At 59.9% G+C, this 12,604-nt stretch carries 15 protein-coding genes; 6 read left to right on the forward strand and 9 right to left on the reverse strand.

Annotated features, from left to right (window positions below):
• Positions 1-3 precede the first annotated feature (3 nt).
• From RPMA_RS15540 to RPMA_RS15550, 3 genes are all read right to left on the reverse strand, one after another.
• Positions 4-408, reverse strand: coding sequence for a GNAT family N-acetyltransferase (locus RPMA_RS15540; RefSeq protein WP_211908411.1), 405 nt, complete (start codon positions 406-408; stop codon positions 4-6).
• Between the two features lie 128 nt (positions 409-536).
• Positions 537-737, reverse strand: coding sequence for a HepT-like ribonuclease domain-containing protein (locus RPMA_RS28575; protein WP_408056442.1), 201 nt, complete (start codon positions 735-737; stop codon positions 537-539).
• Positions 737-1,033: a nucleotidyltransferase family protein gene (locus tag RPMA_RS15550; protein ID WP_211908415.1), complete on the reverse strand. Its 297-nt coding sequence runs from the start codon at positions 1,031-1,033 to the stop codon at positions 737-739. Before RPMA_RS15550 ends, RPMA_RS28575 begins: the two co-directional genes overlap by 1 nt.
• A 199-nt stretch (positions 1,034-1,232) precedes the next feature.
• Here RPMA_RS15550 and RPMA_RS15555 point away from each other — a divergent pair, with 199 nt between their 5' ends.
• From RPMA_RS15555 to RPMA_RS15575, 5 genes are all read left to right on the forward strand, one after another.
• Positions 1,233-2,336: a Fic family protein gene (locus RPMA_RS15555; RefSeq protein ID WP_211908417.1), complete on the forward strand. Its 1,104-nt coding sequence runs from the start codon at positions 1,233-1,235 to the stop codon at positions 2,334-2,336.
• A gap of 561 nt (positions 2,337-2,897) precedes the next feature.
• Positions 2,898-3,461 (forward strand): TetR/AcrR family transcriptional regulator, encoded by a 564-nt coding sequence (locus RPMA_RS15560; protein ID WP_211908419.1) that lies wholly within the window; start codon positions 2,898-2,900, stop codon positions 3,459-3,461.
• A gap of 1 nt (position 3,462) precedes the next feature.
• The gene (locus tag RPMA_RS15565; RefSeq protein WP_211908427.1) at positions 3,463-4,371 is read left to right on the forward strand and encodes an SDR family NAD(P)-dependent oxidoreductase; all 909 of its coding nucleotides are present in this window, start codon (positions 3,463-3,465) and stop codon (positions 4,369-4,371) included.
• A gap of 16 nt (positions 4,372-4,387) precedes the next feature.
• Positions 4,388-4,984: a class I SAM-dependent methyltransferase gene (locus tag RPMA_RS15570; RefSeq protein ID WP_211908429.1), complete on the forward strand. Its 597-nt coding sequence runs from the start codon at positions 4,388-4,390 to the stop codon at positions 4,982-4,984.
• 7 nt (positions 4,985-4,991) lie between these two features.
• Positions 4,992-5,486: an RICIN domain-containing protein gene (locus RPMA_RS15575; RefSeq protein WP_211908431.1), complete on the forward strand. Its 495-nt coding sequence runs from the start codon at positions 4,992-4,994 to the stop codon at positions 5,484-5,486.
• Between the two features lie 289 nt (positions 5,487-5,775).
• Here RPMA_RS15575 and RPMA_RS15580 read toward each other — a convergent pair whose 3' ends face one another.
• From RPMA_RS15580 to glmU, 6 genes are all read right to left on the reverse strand, one after another.
• Complete coding sequence (locus RPMA_RS15580) at positions 5,776-6,078, reverse strand: hypothetical protein (protein WP_211908433.1); 303 nt, start codon at positions 6,076-6,078, stop codon at positions 5,776-5,778.
• A gap of 9 nt (positions 6,079-6,087) precedes the next feature.
• Entirely contained in the window at positions 6,088-6,852 is a 765-nt protein-coding gene (locus tag RPMA_RS15585; protein ID WP_211908441.1) for a DUF502 domain-containing protein, read from the reverse strand.
• A 126-nt stretch (positions 6,853-6,978) separates the two neighbouring features.
• On the reverse strand, positions 6,979-7,266 hold the full coding sequence (locus tag RPMA_RS15590) for a BrnA antitoxin family protein (protein ID WP_211908443.1): 288 nt from the start codon (positions 7,264-7,266) through the stop codon (positions 6,979-6,981).
• Positions 7,214-7,501 (reverse strand): BrnT family toxin, encoded by a 288-nt coding sequence (locus RPMA_RS15595; RefSeq protein WP_211908445.1) that lies wholly within the window; start codon positions 7,499-7,501, stop codon positions 7,214-7,216. The genes RPMA_RS15590 and RPMA_RS15595 overlap by 53 nt, the downstream gene beginning before the upstream one ends.
• 79 nt (positions 7,502-7,580) lie before the next feature.
• Complete coding sequence (gene glmS, locus RPMA_RS15600; protein ID WP_211908447.1) at positions 7,581-9,407, reverse strand: glutamine--fructose-6-phosphate transaminase (isomerizing); 1,827 nt, start codon at positions 9,405-9,407, stop codon at positions 7,581-7,583.
• A gap of 461 nt (positions 9,408-9,868) precedes the next feature.
• The gene (glmU, locus tag RPMA_RS15605) at positions 9,869-11,221 is read right to left on the reverse strand and encodes a bifunctional UDP-N-acetylglucosamine diphosphorylase/glucosamine-1-phosphate N-acetyltransferase GlmU (protein WP_211908449.1); all 1,353 of its coding nucleotides are present in this window, start codon (positions 11,219-11,221) and stop codon (positions 9,869-9,871) included.
• 170 nt (positions 11,222-11,391) lie between these two features.
• Here glmU and RPMA_RS28330 point away from each other — a divergent pair, with 170 nt between their 5' ends.
• The gene (locus RPMA_RS28330) at positions 11,392-12,549 is read left to right on the forward strand and encodes a hypothetical protein (RefSeq protein WP_211908451.1); all 1,158 of its coding nucleotides are present in this window, start codon (positions 11,392-11,394) and stop codon (positions 12,547-12,549) included.
• Positions 12,550-12,604: the final 55 nt, after the last annotated feature.

Genomic DNA, 12,604 nt, shown 5'->3' on the forward strand with positions numbered 1-12,604 from the left:
AAGTCAGCACAGGTCCGCAGCGCTACGCTTCATCTGGAATTTGACGCCGACCTCACCGACCACCACAAACCCAAGCCGCTCGTAGAGCCTGCGTGCCGGATTATTTTTCAGCACAGTCAGGAAAATCGGTACACCCATCTTCGACCATCTCGCCAGAAGATGCTCAAGCACATGCGTACCAATGCCTTTTCCTTGGTGGTCAGGCGCAATGAAGAACTGCTGAAGCAAAACTCCTGTCTTTGTGATTTGTGCCTCAAACCAACCGATGGCTTGCCCCTCGAAAACGATGACCTCCGAAGCTTCGGTCGTCCATTGTGACGCGAAACTTTCACGTTGCTTTGCATCGTCCCACGTCATGAGCTCCGCCGCGTAGGGCTCCATGGTCGCGACATAGAGATCAAGCGCCATCGCAAAGTCGCTCTGCTGAGCCGGCTTAAGTTCAAGTCCACTAGCTATCCTATGCATGAAGCGCTACTCGTCTGCCAATACATCCTGCAAAGCCAGCAGCGCCTCCTTGAGCGGCGGAAGCTCGTTCTTCAACGCATTCCAGATGATGCGCTCATCGACATTCTGGTACTTCGACTGGCCTCGGAGATAATCTCGATCCCGCGCTCCAGTGCGGAGCGCAGCACCCATGATCTTTGATAATCCCGATCACTCATTCCGCGGATGGCCCGTTCGATCTCCTTGGCGGCATCCAGCATGTCGTGAATGCGGAGCAGAGGGGGACGCGGCATCAGAAGACCCGAATGGCCTCGGCTTCAACCTTCTTGCGGATCAAGGGATGCAGTCCGCTTCTGGTGGTGAGGTCCACATCGACCCCCAACCCTTCCTGCAGCATGCGCTTGGCGGCTACCAGGTCAAAGGCGCTGAACCTGCTACGAGGGTTGTAATCCAGGAAGAGGTCGAGATCGCTCTTCGCGTTCGCCTCCTTGCGAGAGGTCGAGCCGAACAGATAAAGCGAGGTTGCCCCACGCTCTTTGAGAGCGCCGGTAAACGCCCGCAATCTCTTCAGGGCTTCGGTCCGGTTCATGGTCAAATCCTATCCATAAACATAGGGAGAGCGGCACAGGTGAATTCCAGTGCGGCGGACAGGCGTGGGCAAACGATGACGCCCCTCTTCTGCGATGACGGTACCATATTGCCAAACACCATTGGGTCTGAGCGATAGAATATCTTGCTATAACTCACCAGAAGTCCGATTATGAGTTATAGAAGGAAGCTCATAACTCATGCCCTGGATCTGGGAAGACCCCGATTGGCCTCATTTCTCCTATGACGGCAAACGGCTGGAGAAAGTGGAGGCTGACTTCCTACTGCACTCCGGTGAATTCATCGGAGCCTTCAAGCACGTCACTCCGGACGACCAGACCAGCCTGCGTATCGAACTCATCAGCGAGGAGGCGCTCAAGACCTCCGAGATCGAGGGAGAACTCCTCGACCGCAACAGCGTCCAATCATCCCTGCGCTACCAGTTCGGCCTCGCCACGGACCAAAGAGGGGTTCCAGCCGCTGAACGCGGCGTCGTGGACATGATGGTCGATCTCTACCGCACCTTCGCTGCGCCCCTCACCCATGAGACACTGTTCAAGTGGCACACGATGCTGATGGCGGACGCCGACTCTATCCGCGTAATCGGCGACTACCGGAAACACCCCGATCCGATGCAGGTGGTGTCCGGCCCGATCACGCGCCGCAAGGTTCATTTCGAGGCGCCCCCCTCCGAGCGCATGGCAAAAGAGATGGAGGCCTTCATCACCTGGTTCAACGAGACCGCCCCCGGCGGCGCAAACGTGCTGCCCGCATTGACCCGCGCCGGTCTTGCCCACCTCTATTTCGTCAGCATCCATGCGTTTGAAGATGGCAACGGCCGCATTGCGCGTGCGCTGGCTGAAAAATCGCTCGCCCAGAACCTCGGCCAACCCACGCTCATTGCACTCGCCTACACCATCGAGCGCAAACGTAAGGCCTACTACGATGCTCTGGAGCACAACAACAAATCCACCGAGGTGACCGACTGGCTGACTTATTTTGCAGAGACCGTTCTCAAAGCCCAGGACATCACCAACAAGCGCGTCGAGTTCTATGTCGCCAAGACCAAATTCTATGACCGCCTGCGCGATCAGTTCAACGAGCGTCAGCGTAAAGTCATCGCGCGCATGTTCGAGGAAGGCATCAATGGGTTCAAAGGTGGCCTGAGCGCCGAGAACTACATCAGCATCGCGCATGCGGCGCGCGCCACGACAACACGCGACCTACAGGATCTCGTCGCAAAAGGTGCACTCACCCGAACAGGCGAACTAAGGCACACGCGCTATCATCTGAAGCTGGATTAACCGGGGTTCCACGACACCCAGCCGTTCGGGTCAAATTTGTGCTGGCCTATCATGCTTGTGCTAATTGTCTTGATGTAGATCGAAATCCCCCATCGGGCATAGCTGTCTGACCATTGGATCGCCCATGGCAACAGCACCGGGACATCCCGGTGATCTCGTCAGGGATGGTGGAACGAGCCGGCTTTCGTTTGCACGGGCGCGGGCAAACGATAATTCCAATGCCCGCCTTCGGAATCGAGCGTTGGCAGCCGTTTGAGCAAGGAATAAAGCCGCAATCACACTCCCGGCGCCATTTTTGGCGCCCACGGTTCAATTGTCAGCATGAGCTATAGAACGCCGCCCTATAGCTCACGGATTCTGAGATCGCGGCTACACACCCGCTATTCATCGAGCAGTGCATCGAATTTGCGAGAGATGACCGCATTCGCCTTGTCATTGCCGATCCCCAACTCTGCCCCTGAATTCTGTCCGCTATCGCGACCGGCATGCTCCCCTCCGATTTATACACTTTGACAAATTTGGCACTTTCTGTCAAAGACGTCTTATGCGAGTATCTCATTCATGACCAAGCAGCTTTCTCAACAAGAGGCGGAAGCACGTCGCCTGAGCATCCTGACAGAGGCTCGCTGGTGCTTTCTGAATTTTGGATTCGCGAAGACGTCCTTCGACGACATCGCCAAAAGGGCGCGAATCTCGCGAACGCTGCTCTATAAAATCTTCAAGGACAAAGAGGACATCTTCACCGCTGTCTTCGCGGAATGGCTCGTTTCGCGCCACCCGGCTGCCAAAGCTGCTGTGACCATGCGAGGCACCGCCCAAGATCGGCTCTTTGAGGTCTGCCGCCTGATGGTCATCGAACCATGGTCCGACATGATCGGCGCCCCGATGGCTGGAGAGTTCTTCGACGTATGTGAGCGCATTGACCCTGAGGTCGAAGCGCTTCACCGGCAGATCGTCATCGAAAGCGCCACTGAAATCCTTGGAGGCGACAGCACATCCGCCGAGGTTTTCACTCTCGCACTCGACGGCCTTCTCACCGACGAGCCCCCAATACCGGTGCTTGAACAGCGCATCCGGCTTCTCGCCGCGCGCTTCGCTCCGTCCAATAAGAAGGAACGTAAGTAGTATGAGTAAGGAATGGACATTGAAGGATATCCCTTCAATGGCAGGCAAACGCATCATCGTAACCGGTGCGAGTAACGGCATCGGCTGGCACACGGCCCTTGAATTGGTGCGCGCCGGAGCTGATGTGACGATCGCTTCCCGCAATGAGGGAAAAGCAGCCGACGCCGCTCGTCGCATTCTATCGGCTGTCCCGACCGCCACCGTTCGATCCGACAAGCTTGATCTCGCGCACCCGGACTCGGTTCAATCATTTGCAGAGCGCCAACTTGCTCTTGGAACGCCCCTCGACATCCTCATCAACAATGCAGGCGTAATGGCGCTACCAGACCGCCGGGAAAGCGTCGATGGTCACGAGATGCAATTTGCCACCAACGTGCTTGGGCCTTATCGCCTCACCGCCTTACTTCTTCCCGCACTGCTGAAATCATCTTCGCCCCGCGTCGTGACGGTGGCTTCTGGGACTCACGCCATGGGCGGTCCAGTTCCTATTCAAGACCTTGATGCAAAGCAGGGCTACAAACCGATCAAGACCTACGCAAAAACGAAGCTCGCAAACATTCTCGTTGCAAGGGAGTTCCAACGACGTGCAGGCGACCGGCTCCTTTCAGCTTGCAGCCACCCTGGCGCTGCCAAGACCAATCTCTTTGCAGACACCAGCAAGCTCATGCTGCTCTCCGTTTTCGCGATGTATCCCTTGATTCAAAGCGCAGCTGCTGGTGCCGAACCAACGCTGATGGTTGCCACATCGAAGGACATCAAGCCGGGCGGCTACTACGGCCCTGGTGGTTTCATGCGACTTCGTGGCCATCCGGCTGAAGATAAGACCGCACCAATTGCCGACGACATCGAGGCTGGACGTATCCTCGTTGAGCAACTTGAGCACATGACCGGCGTCAAGTTCGAGTTCTAGCCCTTAGGGAAACACGATGAGCACGACGACCACTTGCAACGATTTCTTTGGGTTCTTCCGCGCCTGGATAGCCAATCCCCGCCGGGTGTCGGCAGTTGCTCCATCGGGTCAATCTCTGGCAAGGCTCATAACAAGCGAGATAAAACCAGGGGATGGCCCTGTCATCGAGCTTGGACCTGGAACTGGAGTCTTCACCAAAGCACTCCTCCAACGCGGCGTCTCGGAATCAGAACTTCTGCTCATTGAGTACGGCTCTGACTTCATGCGCTTGCTGCAACAGCGGTTTCCAAATGCACGCGTGCTATGGATGGATGCTTCGCAGCTTGCGCAGTATGAGCCCTTCATCGCGCCAGCAGGGTCGGTCGTAAGCGGCCTTCCGCTGCTTTCTATGACGCCCCGCAAGGTAATGGCCATTCTCACTGGCGCCTTCCGTCATATGCGTGATGGAGGCACATTTTATCAGTTCACTTATGGCATAGGCTGCCCCGTTCCGCGCCCGATCCTGGACAGGCTAGGTCTCAAGGCCAGCCTGGTTGGACGAACAGCCCGCAACGTGCCGCCCGCCTCTGTCTATCGCATTCGTCGTCGGCAGCCTGTCGCGTACATGACATGAGGTAACCATGAACACGCTTATTGCCCCGATCCTCGCATTACTGGCGCTCCTGACCGGCGCATCAGCGCAGGAAGTCGGCACCACTTACGCCATACAAAATGTGCTCACTGCCAAAAACATTCGTCCATTCGAAGCCAAGAAAGACGACGGTAACAACATCATTCTCTATGATCACTGGAGCTGGAAGTGCATGACCTGGCAGTTTGATCAGGTGCAAGGCAACACCTATCAGCTTCGCAATGTGTACACTTCTAAAACACTGGAGCCATCAGGCACTCCAGGTGCAATGACGGCACTTTGGCAGCAGCCGCTTGGCAGCAGCAAAACTCAATATTGGGATTTCATTTCAGACGGAGGAGAGACCTACCTCATCCGACTTAAGGACACACAACTCTACGTCACCATCTCGTCTGAGAAGACGAACTCCCCAATTGTCCTCAAGCCACTTCAGAACTCAACCGCGCAGAAATGGCGTCTGATCAGACAGAATCCTTGGTTCTAGCCTCACGATATCGAATCAAAGACGCGGATATCGCCGTCGTGGCTCCCATGCCGCCAACGCACCGACGTCGTTGCATCTGAAGCGCGTTTTCCGGTGCGCGTCGTTCGCGTATACGCTGAGCAAACCCGGTCATCATGTCTCTAAGAGGTATGAGCTAAGGTCTCGTCGGAGCTAATTCCACGAATAGCCGCGTGCTAGGTCGTCCCGATGGAGTGTGGGCAAACGAAAGCGCTGGGCTTTCGCCCGCGAGGGCAGCATCTAAACCAACGCCCTTCAGGCTATGAGCCTTCTAGGCCAGCGCTCGCGCAAGCAGGACGCGCCCGGCGGTCCACAACGCACTTGGAATGGTGGGTGCGCCGAGAAATGTCATGGTGGCGATGCCTATGGCAACGTTCGCAATCCACCATCCCCGCTCCGGTGTCGAGAACCCAAGTCCCGAACAGGCAACGTTGGCGAAAAAACCGGCATAAGCGACCCCGGCAGACAGCGCGACGCTGCCCATCCCGGCGATCCGCATTTCGGTGACGGCGGTTACGATCACGCTGGCGAGGATAACGAGCCCCGCCAGAGACCAGGAGTTAAGCGGTCGCATCGGCCGCGATCACTCGACCTTGGCCGGCTGCTTCGTCGCGGTCCCGGCGCGTGACGCCTTGGCCATCTCGGCCAGTGCCGCGATCTTCTTCTGAGGGTCGGATCCGGGCTGCACCACGCCAGCCGACATGATCAGCGTGGCCGCCGCTTCCGCCGACATGTCGATCTCGATCAGCTTGCTCTTCGGCACGTAGAAGAAGAAGCCGGTGGTCGGGTTCGGTGCGCAAGGCAAGAACACCGAAATGTGCTCCTCCTCGCTCGGGATCTTGGTGGCGACCTCGACACTCGGCGGCTGCGAGATCAACACCAGCGACCACATGCCCGGCGATGGAAACTCGACCATGCCGACTTTTCGGAAGCTCGAACCGTTGCCGGAGAACAGCGTCTCGAACACCTGCTTGAGGCCGCGATAGATCGCGCGCACCACCGGCATGCGGCCGAGCAGGTTTTCACCGAGATCGACCAGCGAACGGCCGATGAGATTGGCCGTGAGGAAACCCAGCAGCGTCAGCGCCACGAAGGCGACGACCAGGCCCGAACCTGGAATGCCATAAGGCAGCCATTGCTCCGGCCGATAGGCTTCGGGCACCAGAGGGCGGACGATGGCGTCCACCCAGGTGACGAACCACCAGGTCAGATAGAAGGTGATGGCGATCGGCCCGGCGACAATCAGGCCGGTGAGGAAGTAGTTGCGGATGCGCGCCATGAAGCCCCGCGGGGCCTCGGGCGGCAGTTCGCCCAAAGGCGGTGTCGGCGGCAGATTGGTGGGCTGCATCAAACTCTCGGCGTCAGAAACGACAGGTGGCGCACGACTGCGCCTACCCCTTTGATGGGTATCCTAGCAGCATTTCGCCAGTGCGGGGAAAGCCACCTTTCGGACAAGACGTCGCGGAACACACCGTCAGGATGCTGCTTTCAATTTACGAACCTTCCGAAGGTCGGCGTTGATCTGCGACTGCCAGCCGGCGCCAAGCGCCCGATAGGACTCGAGCACATCGGCATCAAGCCGGAGCGTGACGGACTTTTTCGGTTGATCGCCCAGTGGCGGTCGCCCAGGTCTGATGACTTTATCCCCATCGCGCCATTCAGCAGTCCGGAAAAACTCTTCTAGCAATTCCGGAGCATCATCGGGGTCATCAGTCACCGGACTGCCGAAAATAGGCTTGCCAATAGGTTTCTTCCTTCGCATGGCAGTACCTCATCGAGATCACGTGACGATCATCGCCGCGAACAGTCCAAACCATCACAGCCATTCGGCTGCGGACATATCCGGCACTGATGTAGCGAACCTCGCCATAATCGAACCGGTCATCGACCTTTGTAGCTTTGATGGAGCCGAAGACCTCATCGGCATCGACGGCGAAGTCGAGCCCGCGATGCTCGATCGTCCATTTCCGTTTGACAGGATCGAACGTCGTCGCCATGCGCTGCCCGCGTTGCTGCAGTCACCACAGGCATTAATGTAACTACATAATTCAGCCAGGGCAAGATCAGCGCTTAGCCCTACTCCACCGTCACCGATTTCGCGAGATTGCGCGGCTGATCGACGTCCGTGCCCATCACCACGGCGGTGTGATAGGCGAGCAACTGCACCGGCACGGCATAGACCAGCGGCGTGAAGGCGGCGGACATGTCGGGCATCACGATGGTCACCATGGAGTCCACGGTCGCCTCCTCGGCGCCCTTGGCGTCGGTCATCAGGATGATCCGGCCGCCGCGGGCAGCGACTTCCTGCATGTTGGAGACGGTCTTGTCGAACACCTTGTCGTAAGGCGCGATCACCACCACCGGCATGGTCTCGTCGATCAGCGCGATCGGGCCATGCTTGAGTTCACCGGCGGCGTAGCCTTCAGCGTGGATGTAGGAGATTTCCTTAAGCTTCAGCGCGCCTTCCAGCGCCAGCGGATAGCTGGTGCCGCGGCCGAGATAGAGCACGTCCTTCGACTTGGCGATGTCGCGCGCAAGCTTCTCGATCTCGTGCTCATGGGTGAGCGCTTCGGTCATCAGGCGCGGAATTTCGACCAGCCCATGGACGAGCTTGGCTTCGTCGGCATCCGACAGCACGCCGCGTGCCTTGCCGGCAGCAACCGCCAGCGCAGCCAGCGTCATCAATTGGCACGTGAAGGCCTTGGTCGAAGCGACGCCGATCTCGGGGCCCGCAAGCGTGGGCATCACGGTCTCGCTCTCGCGCGCGATCGTCGAGGTCGGGACATTGACCACGGCCAGCGTGTGCATGCCTTCGGCCTTGGCATAGCGCAGCGCTGCCAGGGTATCGGCGGTCTCGCCCGACTGCGAGATGAAAATCGCCAGATCTCCCTTGCGCACCGGTGCTTCGCGATAACGGAATTCCGAAGCGACATCGACCTCGACCGGCAAGCGCGCGAAACGCTCGAACCAGTATTTCGCGACGAATCCTGCAAGGCTCGCCGTACCGCATGCAGCGATCGAAATACGCTGAACATCGTTGAAATCGAATGGCAACTCGGTCGGCAGCGAAATGCGTTCGCTGGCCATATCGACGTAACGCGCCAGCGTATGACCGACGACTTCCGGCTGCTCGTGAATTTCCTTCGCCATGAAGTGGCGGTAATTGGCCTTGTCCACCATGAAGGCCGAAGCACCGGATTTCAGCACCTCGCGCTTCGCCGGTTTGCCGGCCTCGTCGAAGATCTCGCAGCCCTTGTGGTTCATCACCACCCAGTCGCCGTCTTCGAGATAACAGATATCGTCGGTGAACGGCGCAAGTGCGATGGCGTCGGAGCCGAGATACATCTCGCCATCGCCGAAACCGACGGCCAGCGGCGAGCCCTTGCGGGCGCCGACCATGAGATCATCGTGGTCCTTGAATACGAAAGCGAGCGCGAAGGCGCCTTTCAGGCGCGGCAGTGCCTGCTTCACGGCATCGACGGGCTTGGCTCCCTTTTTGATGAAGGAGTTGACCAGATGTGCGACTGTCTCGGTGTCGGTCTCGCTGGCGAACACTGCGCCCTGCTTTTCAAGCTCGATGCGCAGCTCGCGAAAATTCTCGATGATGCCGTTATGGACAACAGCCACGCCATCGGCAGCATGCGGATGCGCATTGGCTTCGGTGGGCTTGCCATGGGTCGCCCAACGCGTATGTCCGATACCGACATGGCCTGCCAATGGCGACTTAGCCAGCTTGGCTTCGAGGTTCTTCAGTTTGCCCTCGGCGCGGCGACGCGTCAGTTCACCATTCTCCAGCGTGGCAACGCCGGCGGAATCGTAACCGCGATATTCGAGCCGCTTCAGCGAGTCCACGATCTGCTCAGCGACGGGAGCGCGTCCCAGAATTCCGACGATGCCGCACATGTGCGAATTGATCTCCAGTAAATCGACGATCGGTAACAAGCTGCCACAATGGGCGCCGGAACCTCTTAGCGAGAATCGCAAAAGCCTTGATACTCAAGAATTATTGCGGATTGAGACAGTTTGACTGGCCATCCCATGCGATTTTCACGGCGGCGTTTAACAAAACGTCAACGCAATTTAGCGACGCTCCAGCTTGAAATGGAGTGACGGCCATGTGGGAGCCACGCAATCCACGCGAACCGCGATCCATCGCTGGGACACGGCTGCGGCATATCGAAATGCATGAGAGCCGCCTCGCCCAGTGGCCACCGCCGATGCGCGACACTGTGACCCCTCCGGCCCACGAACCGCCACCGGTCGAACTTCCCGCCGAAATGCCCGTCAAGGCGCCACCCCGGCGGAACTGGTTCCTCAAGGGCTCCGGCAAGTAGCCGGCGGATATCGTCACTTGGATTTTTTCATCACTTGGATTTCTTCGATCCGGCGTTCTTGTCGCGGAAACGCTGTCCCCAGCCTTCCTTCACGGATACGTCGTTGCGCTCCACTGCAAGCGCGTCGTCCGGCACATCGCGCGTGATGACCGAACCGGAACCGATGTACGCACCCGCACCGATCTTGACCGGGGCGACCAGCGATGAATTCGACCCCACAAACGCGCCGGCGCCGATGATGGTCTTGCTCTTGTTGAAGCCATCGTAATTGCAGGTGATCGTGCCCGCACCGATATTGGCGCCGGCACCGATCTGGGTGTCGCCGATATAGGTCAGGTGATTGACCTTGACGCCGGCCTCGAGCTTGGCGGCCTTGGTCTCGACGAAGTTGCCGATCCGCGAGCCATCCCCCAGCGATGTGCCCGGACGCAGCCGTGCATAGGGACCGACGGATACCTGCTTGCCGATCTCGGCCTGCACGATGTGCGAGAAGGCATGGATGACCGCGCCATCGCCGATGCTGACGCCGGGACCAATGACCACGAATTGCTCGATCATGACATCCTTGCCGAACGTCGTATCGGCGGACAGATGTACCGTGTCCGGCGCTACGATGGTGACGCCCGCATCGAGCGCCGCCTTGCGCAGGCGCGCCTGCATGATGGCTTCGGCCTCGGCGAGCTGCGCCTTGGTGTTGATGCCGCGGACCTCGTCCTCGTCGGTCTCGATCACGGTCGCCTGCAGGCCCATGCCGCGCACGATCTCGACGGCATCGGTCAGGTAATATTCGCCCTTGCTGTTGGCATTGCCGATCTTCTCGATGACCTCGAGCGCAGTCTTGCCGGCAAAGGCCATGACGCCGGCATTGCAGAGATCGACCTTGCGTTCGGCCTCGGTGGCATCGGCCTGCTCACGAATGGCGACGAGTTGACCGCCCTCCACGAGCAATCGTCCGTAACCGGTCGGATCGGCCGCGCGAAAACCCAGCACCGCCAGCGCGGCACCATTCCGGAGTGGCGCACGCAGCCGCTCGAATGTCGCAGCCGAGATCAACGGCGTGTCGCCGAACGCGACCAAGAGATCGTCGGCGCCTTTCACCATCGCCTCTTTGGCCGCCAGCACCGCATGCGCCGTGCCGAGCCGCTCGCGCTGGACATAAGTCGCAGCGTCGGCCCGGGCGCGGGTGGCTTCGGCCGCAACATCCTCGCGGTCTGGCCCGACCACCACCGCCAGCGACGATCCCGCCCCCTGCGGCGCGGCGCGCAGCACATGCGCCAGCAGCGACTGGTTGGCGACCTGATGCAACACTTTCGGCTGAGACGACCGCATCCGCGTGCCCTCGCCTGCGGCAAGGACGATGGTGAGGCTGGTTCGATCGTTCATGGAAGTCCTCGTAGCGTGAAACGCGCGAACGCGTGCCCCCGTCATAGCCATCTTTCGGCGAAACCGGAAACCAGTTTCCCCTATCACGTGGCTTTCCGGCGTCAGGGTCACAAAGGTTTCCTGATAATGTCAAAGCGTGATTCGGGGCGACGGGACGACGTAGACGTCGGATGGCTGACAAGCGCGACCAATGGGCGGATTCCTTCTCGGCCGAGCCGCAAGGCTTGCTGACGGGATTCCTTGCCGATGAAGACAAGGGAGGCCGGCGCCTGATGTGGCGGCTGGGCTCCTGGGGCGTGGCTGCGATCGGCGCAGTCAGCCTCGCCGTGGTCTCCAGCCAGTATCAGCTCCAGCTGCGCCACGACCAGGTCGTGGCCTCCGATTCGATCGCGCGCCAGGCCCAGCAGCTGCAGCAGCTCACCAAGGAAGCGCAGGTCGAGAACCGCCGCCTGACCCACGCCATCGAGACCCTGAATGGCGACCGCGACCGGCTGTTTGCGCGCGTGACCTCGATCGAACAGGGGCTGGATTCCGTGACCGGATCGATCAAGCGGCAGGCGGCCGCCGTGGTCGTTCCGAAACCGGTCACGCCGGAGCCTGCTGCCGAACCGGTCTCCACCGCCGCGATCCCCACCGAGCCGGTGCCAGCAACACTCCCGGCGATCCCGTTCGTCCCGGTGGTCGCCCCCGTCGCCTCGACGCCGCCGCAGGACGAGCCCGCCAAGGTTACGACCGCGGCGATACTGGCGCCCGAGCCGACGCCTGAAGCGCCCCCTGCGATCGAAGTGGCCGCCACCGCTGTCGTTCAGCCCGAAGTGGTCGCCACGCCGGTGTCCCGCACCGAATTCGGCGTCGATATCGGCGGCGCGAATTCGGTCGATGGCCTGCGGGCGATCTGGCGCGGCATGTCCAAATCGCGCGCATTGTCCGGCCTGCGCCCCATCATCACCGTCCGCGAACGCAGCAACGGCCTCGGCATGCAGCTTCGCCTGGTGGCGGGACCGCTGACCGATGCTGCGGCGGCGGCCCAGATCTGCGCCGCGCTGATCGAGACCAAACGCCCGTGCGAGACCTCGACCTTCGACGGTCAGCGCCTTGCCCTGAAAAATGAGGCTGAACCGGCAGCTGCCGCTCCGGTCGTACCCAAGCCGCCGCGCCCGGCCCAGCGGCGCGCAGCGCCCAAGCCGGAACCTGCACCCGCACCAAAGCCCGAACAGCGCTCCGAGCCCTCGCCGCCACCGCGCCCGGTCGAGGAAGCGCAGGCCCAAGCCCCCGAGCCGAAGCCGACGCCGTCGCTGCGAACATTGCTCGGCTTCAGCCGCGAATGAAAATCCAGCAATTGAAAACGCTTGGCAGCGAAACCTATATCGTCTTCTAAGCTCA

The organism is Tardiphaga alba (genome assembly GCF_018279705.1).
Classification (GTDB): domain Bacteria; phylum Pseudomonadota; class Alphaproteobacteria; order Rhizobiales; family Xanthobacteraceae; genus Tardiphaga; species Tardiphaga alba.

Coding starts and splice junctions, on each gene's coding strand:
- RPMA_RS15560 (WP_211908419.1), top strand. CDS start 2,898: ATGACCAAGCAGCTTTCTCAACAAGAGGCGGAAGCACGTCGCCTGAGC.
- RPMA_RS15555 (WP_211908417.1), top strand. CDS start 1,233: ATGCCCTGGATCTGGGAAGACCCCGATTGGCCTCATTTCTCCTATGAC.
- RPMA_RS15590 (WP_211908443.1), bottom strand. CDS start 7,266: ATGCGAAGGAAGAAACCTATTGGCAAGCCTATTTTCGGCAGTCCGGTG.
- RPMA_RS15595 (WP_211908445.1), bottom strand. CDS start 7,501: ATGGCGACGACGTTCGATCCTGTCAAACGGAAATGGACGATCGAGCAT.
- glmU (WP_211908449.1), bottom strand. CDS start 11,221: ATGAACGATCGAACCAGCCTCACCATCGTCCTTGCCGCAGGCGAGGGC.
- RPMA_RS28330 (WP_211908451.1), top strand. CDS start 11,392: ATGGCTGACAAGCGCGACCAATGGGCGGATTCCTTCTCGGCCGAGCCG.
- RPMA_RS15570 (WP_211908429.1), top strand. CDS start 4,388: ATGAGCACGACGACCACTTGCAACGATTTCTTTGGGTTCTTCCGCGCC.
- glmS (WP_211908447.1), bottom strand. CDS start 9,407: ATGTGCGGCATCGTCGGAATTCTGGGACGCGCTCCCGTCGCTGAGCAG.
- RPMA_RS28575 (WP_408056442.1), bottom strand. CDS start 737: ATGCCGCGTCCCCCTCTGCTCCGCATTCACGACATGCTGGATGCCGCC.
- RPMA_RS15540 (WP_211908411.1), bottom strand. CDS start 408: ATGGCGCTTGATCTCTATGTCGCGACCATGGAGCCCTACGCGGCGGAG.
- RPMA_RS15580 (WP_211908433.1), bottom strand. CDS start 6,078: ATGCGACCGCTTAACTCCTGGTCTCTGGCGGGGCTCGTTATCCTCGCC.
- RPMA_RS15565 (WP_211908427.1), top strand. CDS start 3,463: ATGAGTAAGGAATGGACATTGAAGGATATCCCTTCAATGGCAGGCAAA.
- RPMA_RS15585 (WP_211908441.1), bottom strand. CDS start 6,852: ATGCAGCCCACCAATCTGCCGCCGACACCGCCTTTGGGCGAACTGCCG.
- RPMA_RS15575 (WP_211908431.1), top strand. CDS start 4,992: ATGAACACGCTTATTGCCCCGATCCTCGCATTACTGGCGCTCCTGACC.
- RPMA_RS15550 (WP_211908415.1), bottom strand. CDS start 1,033: ATGAACCGGACCGAAGCCCTGAAGAGATTGCGGGCGTTTACCGGCGCT.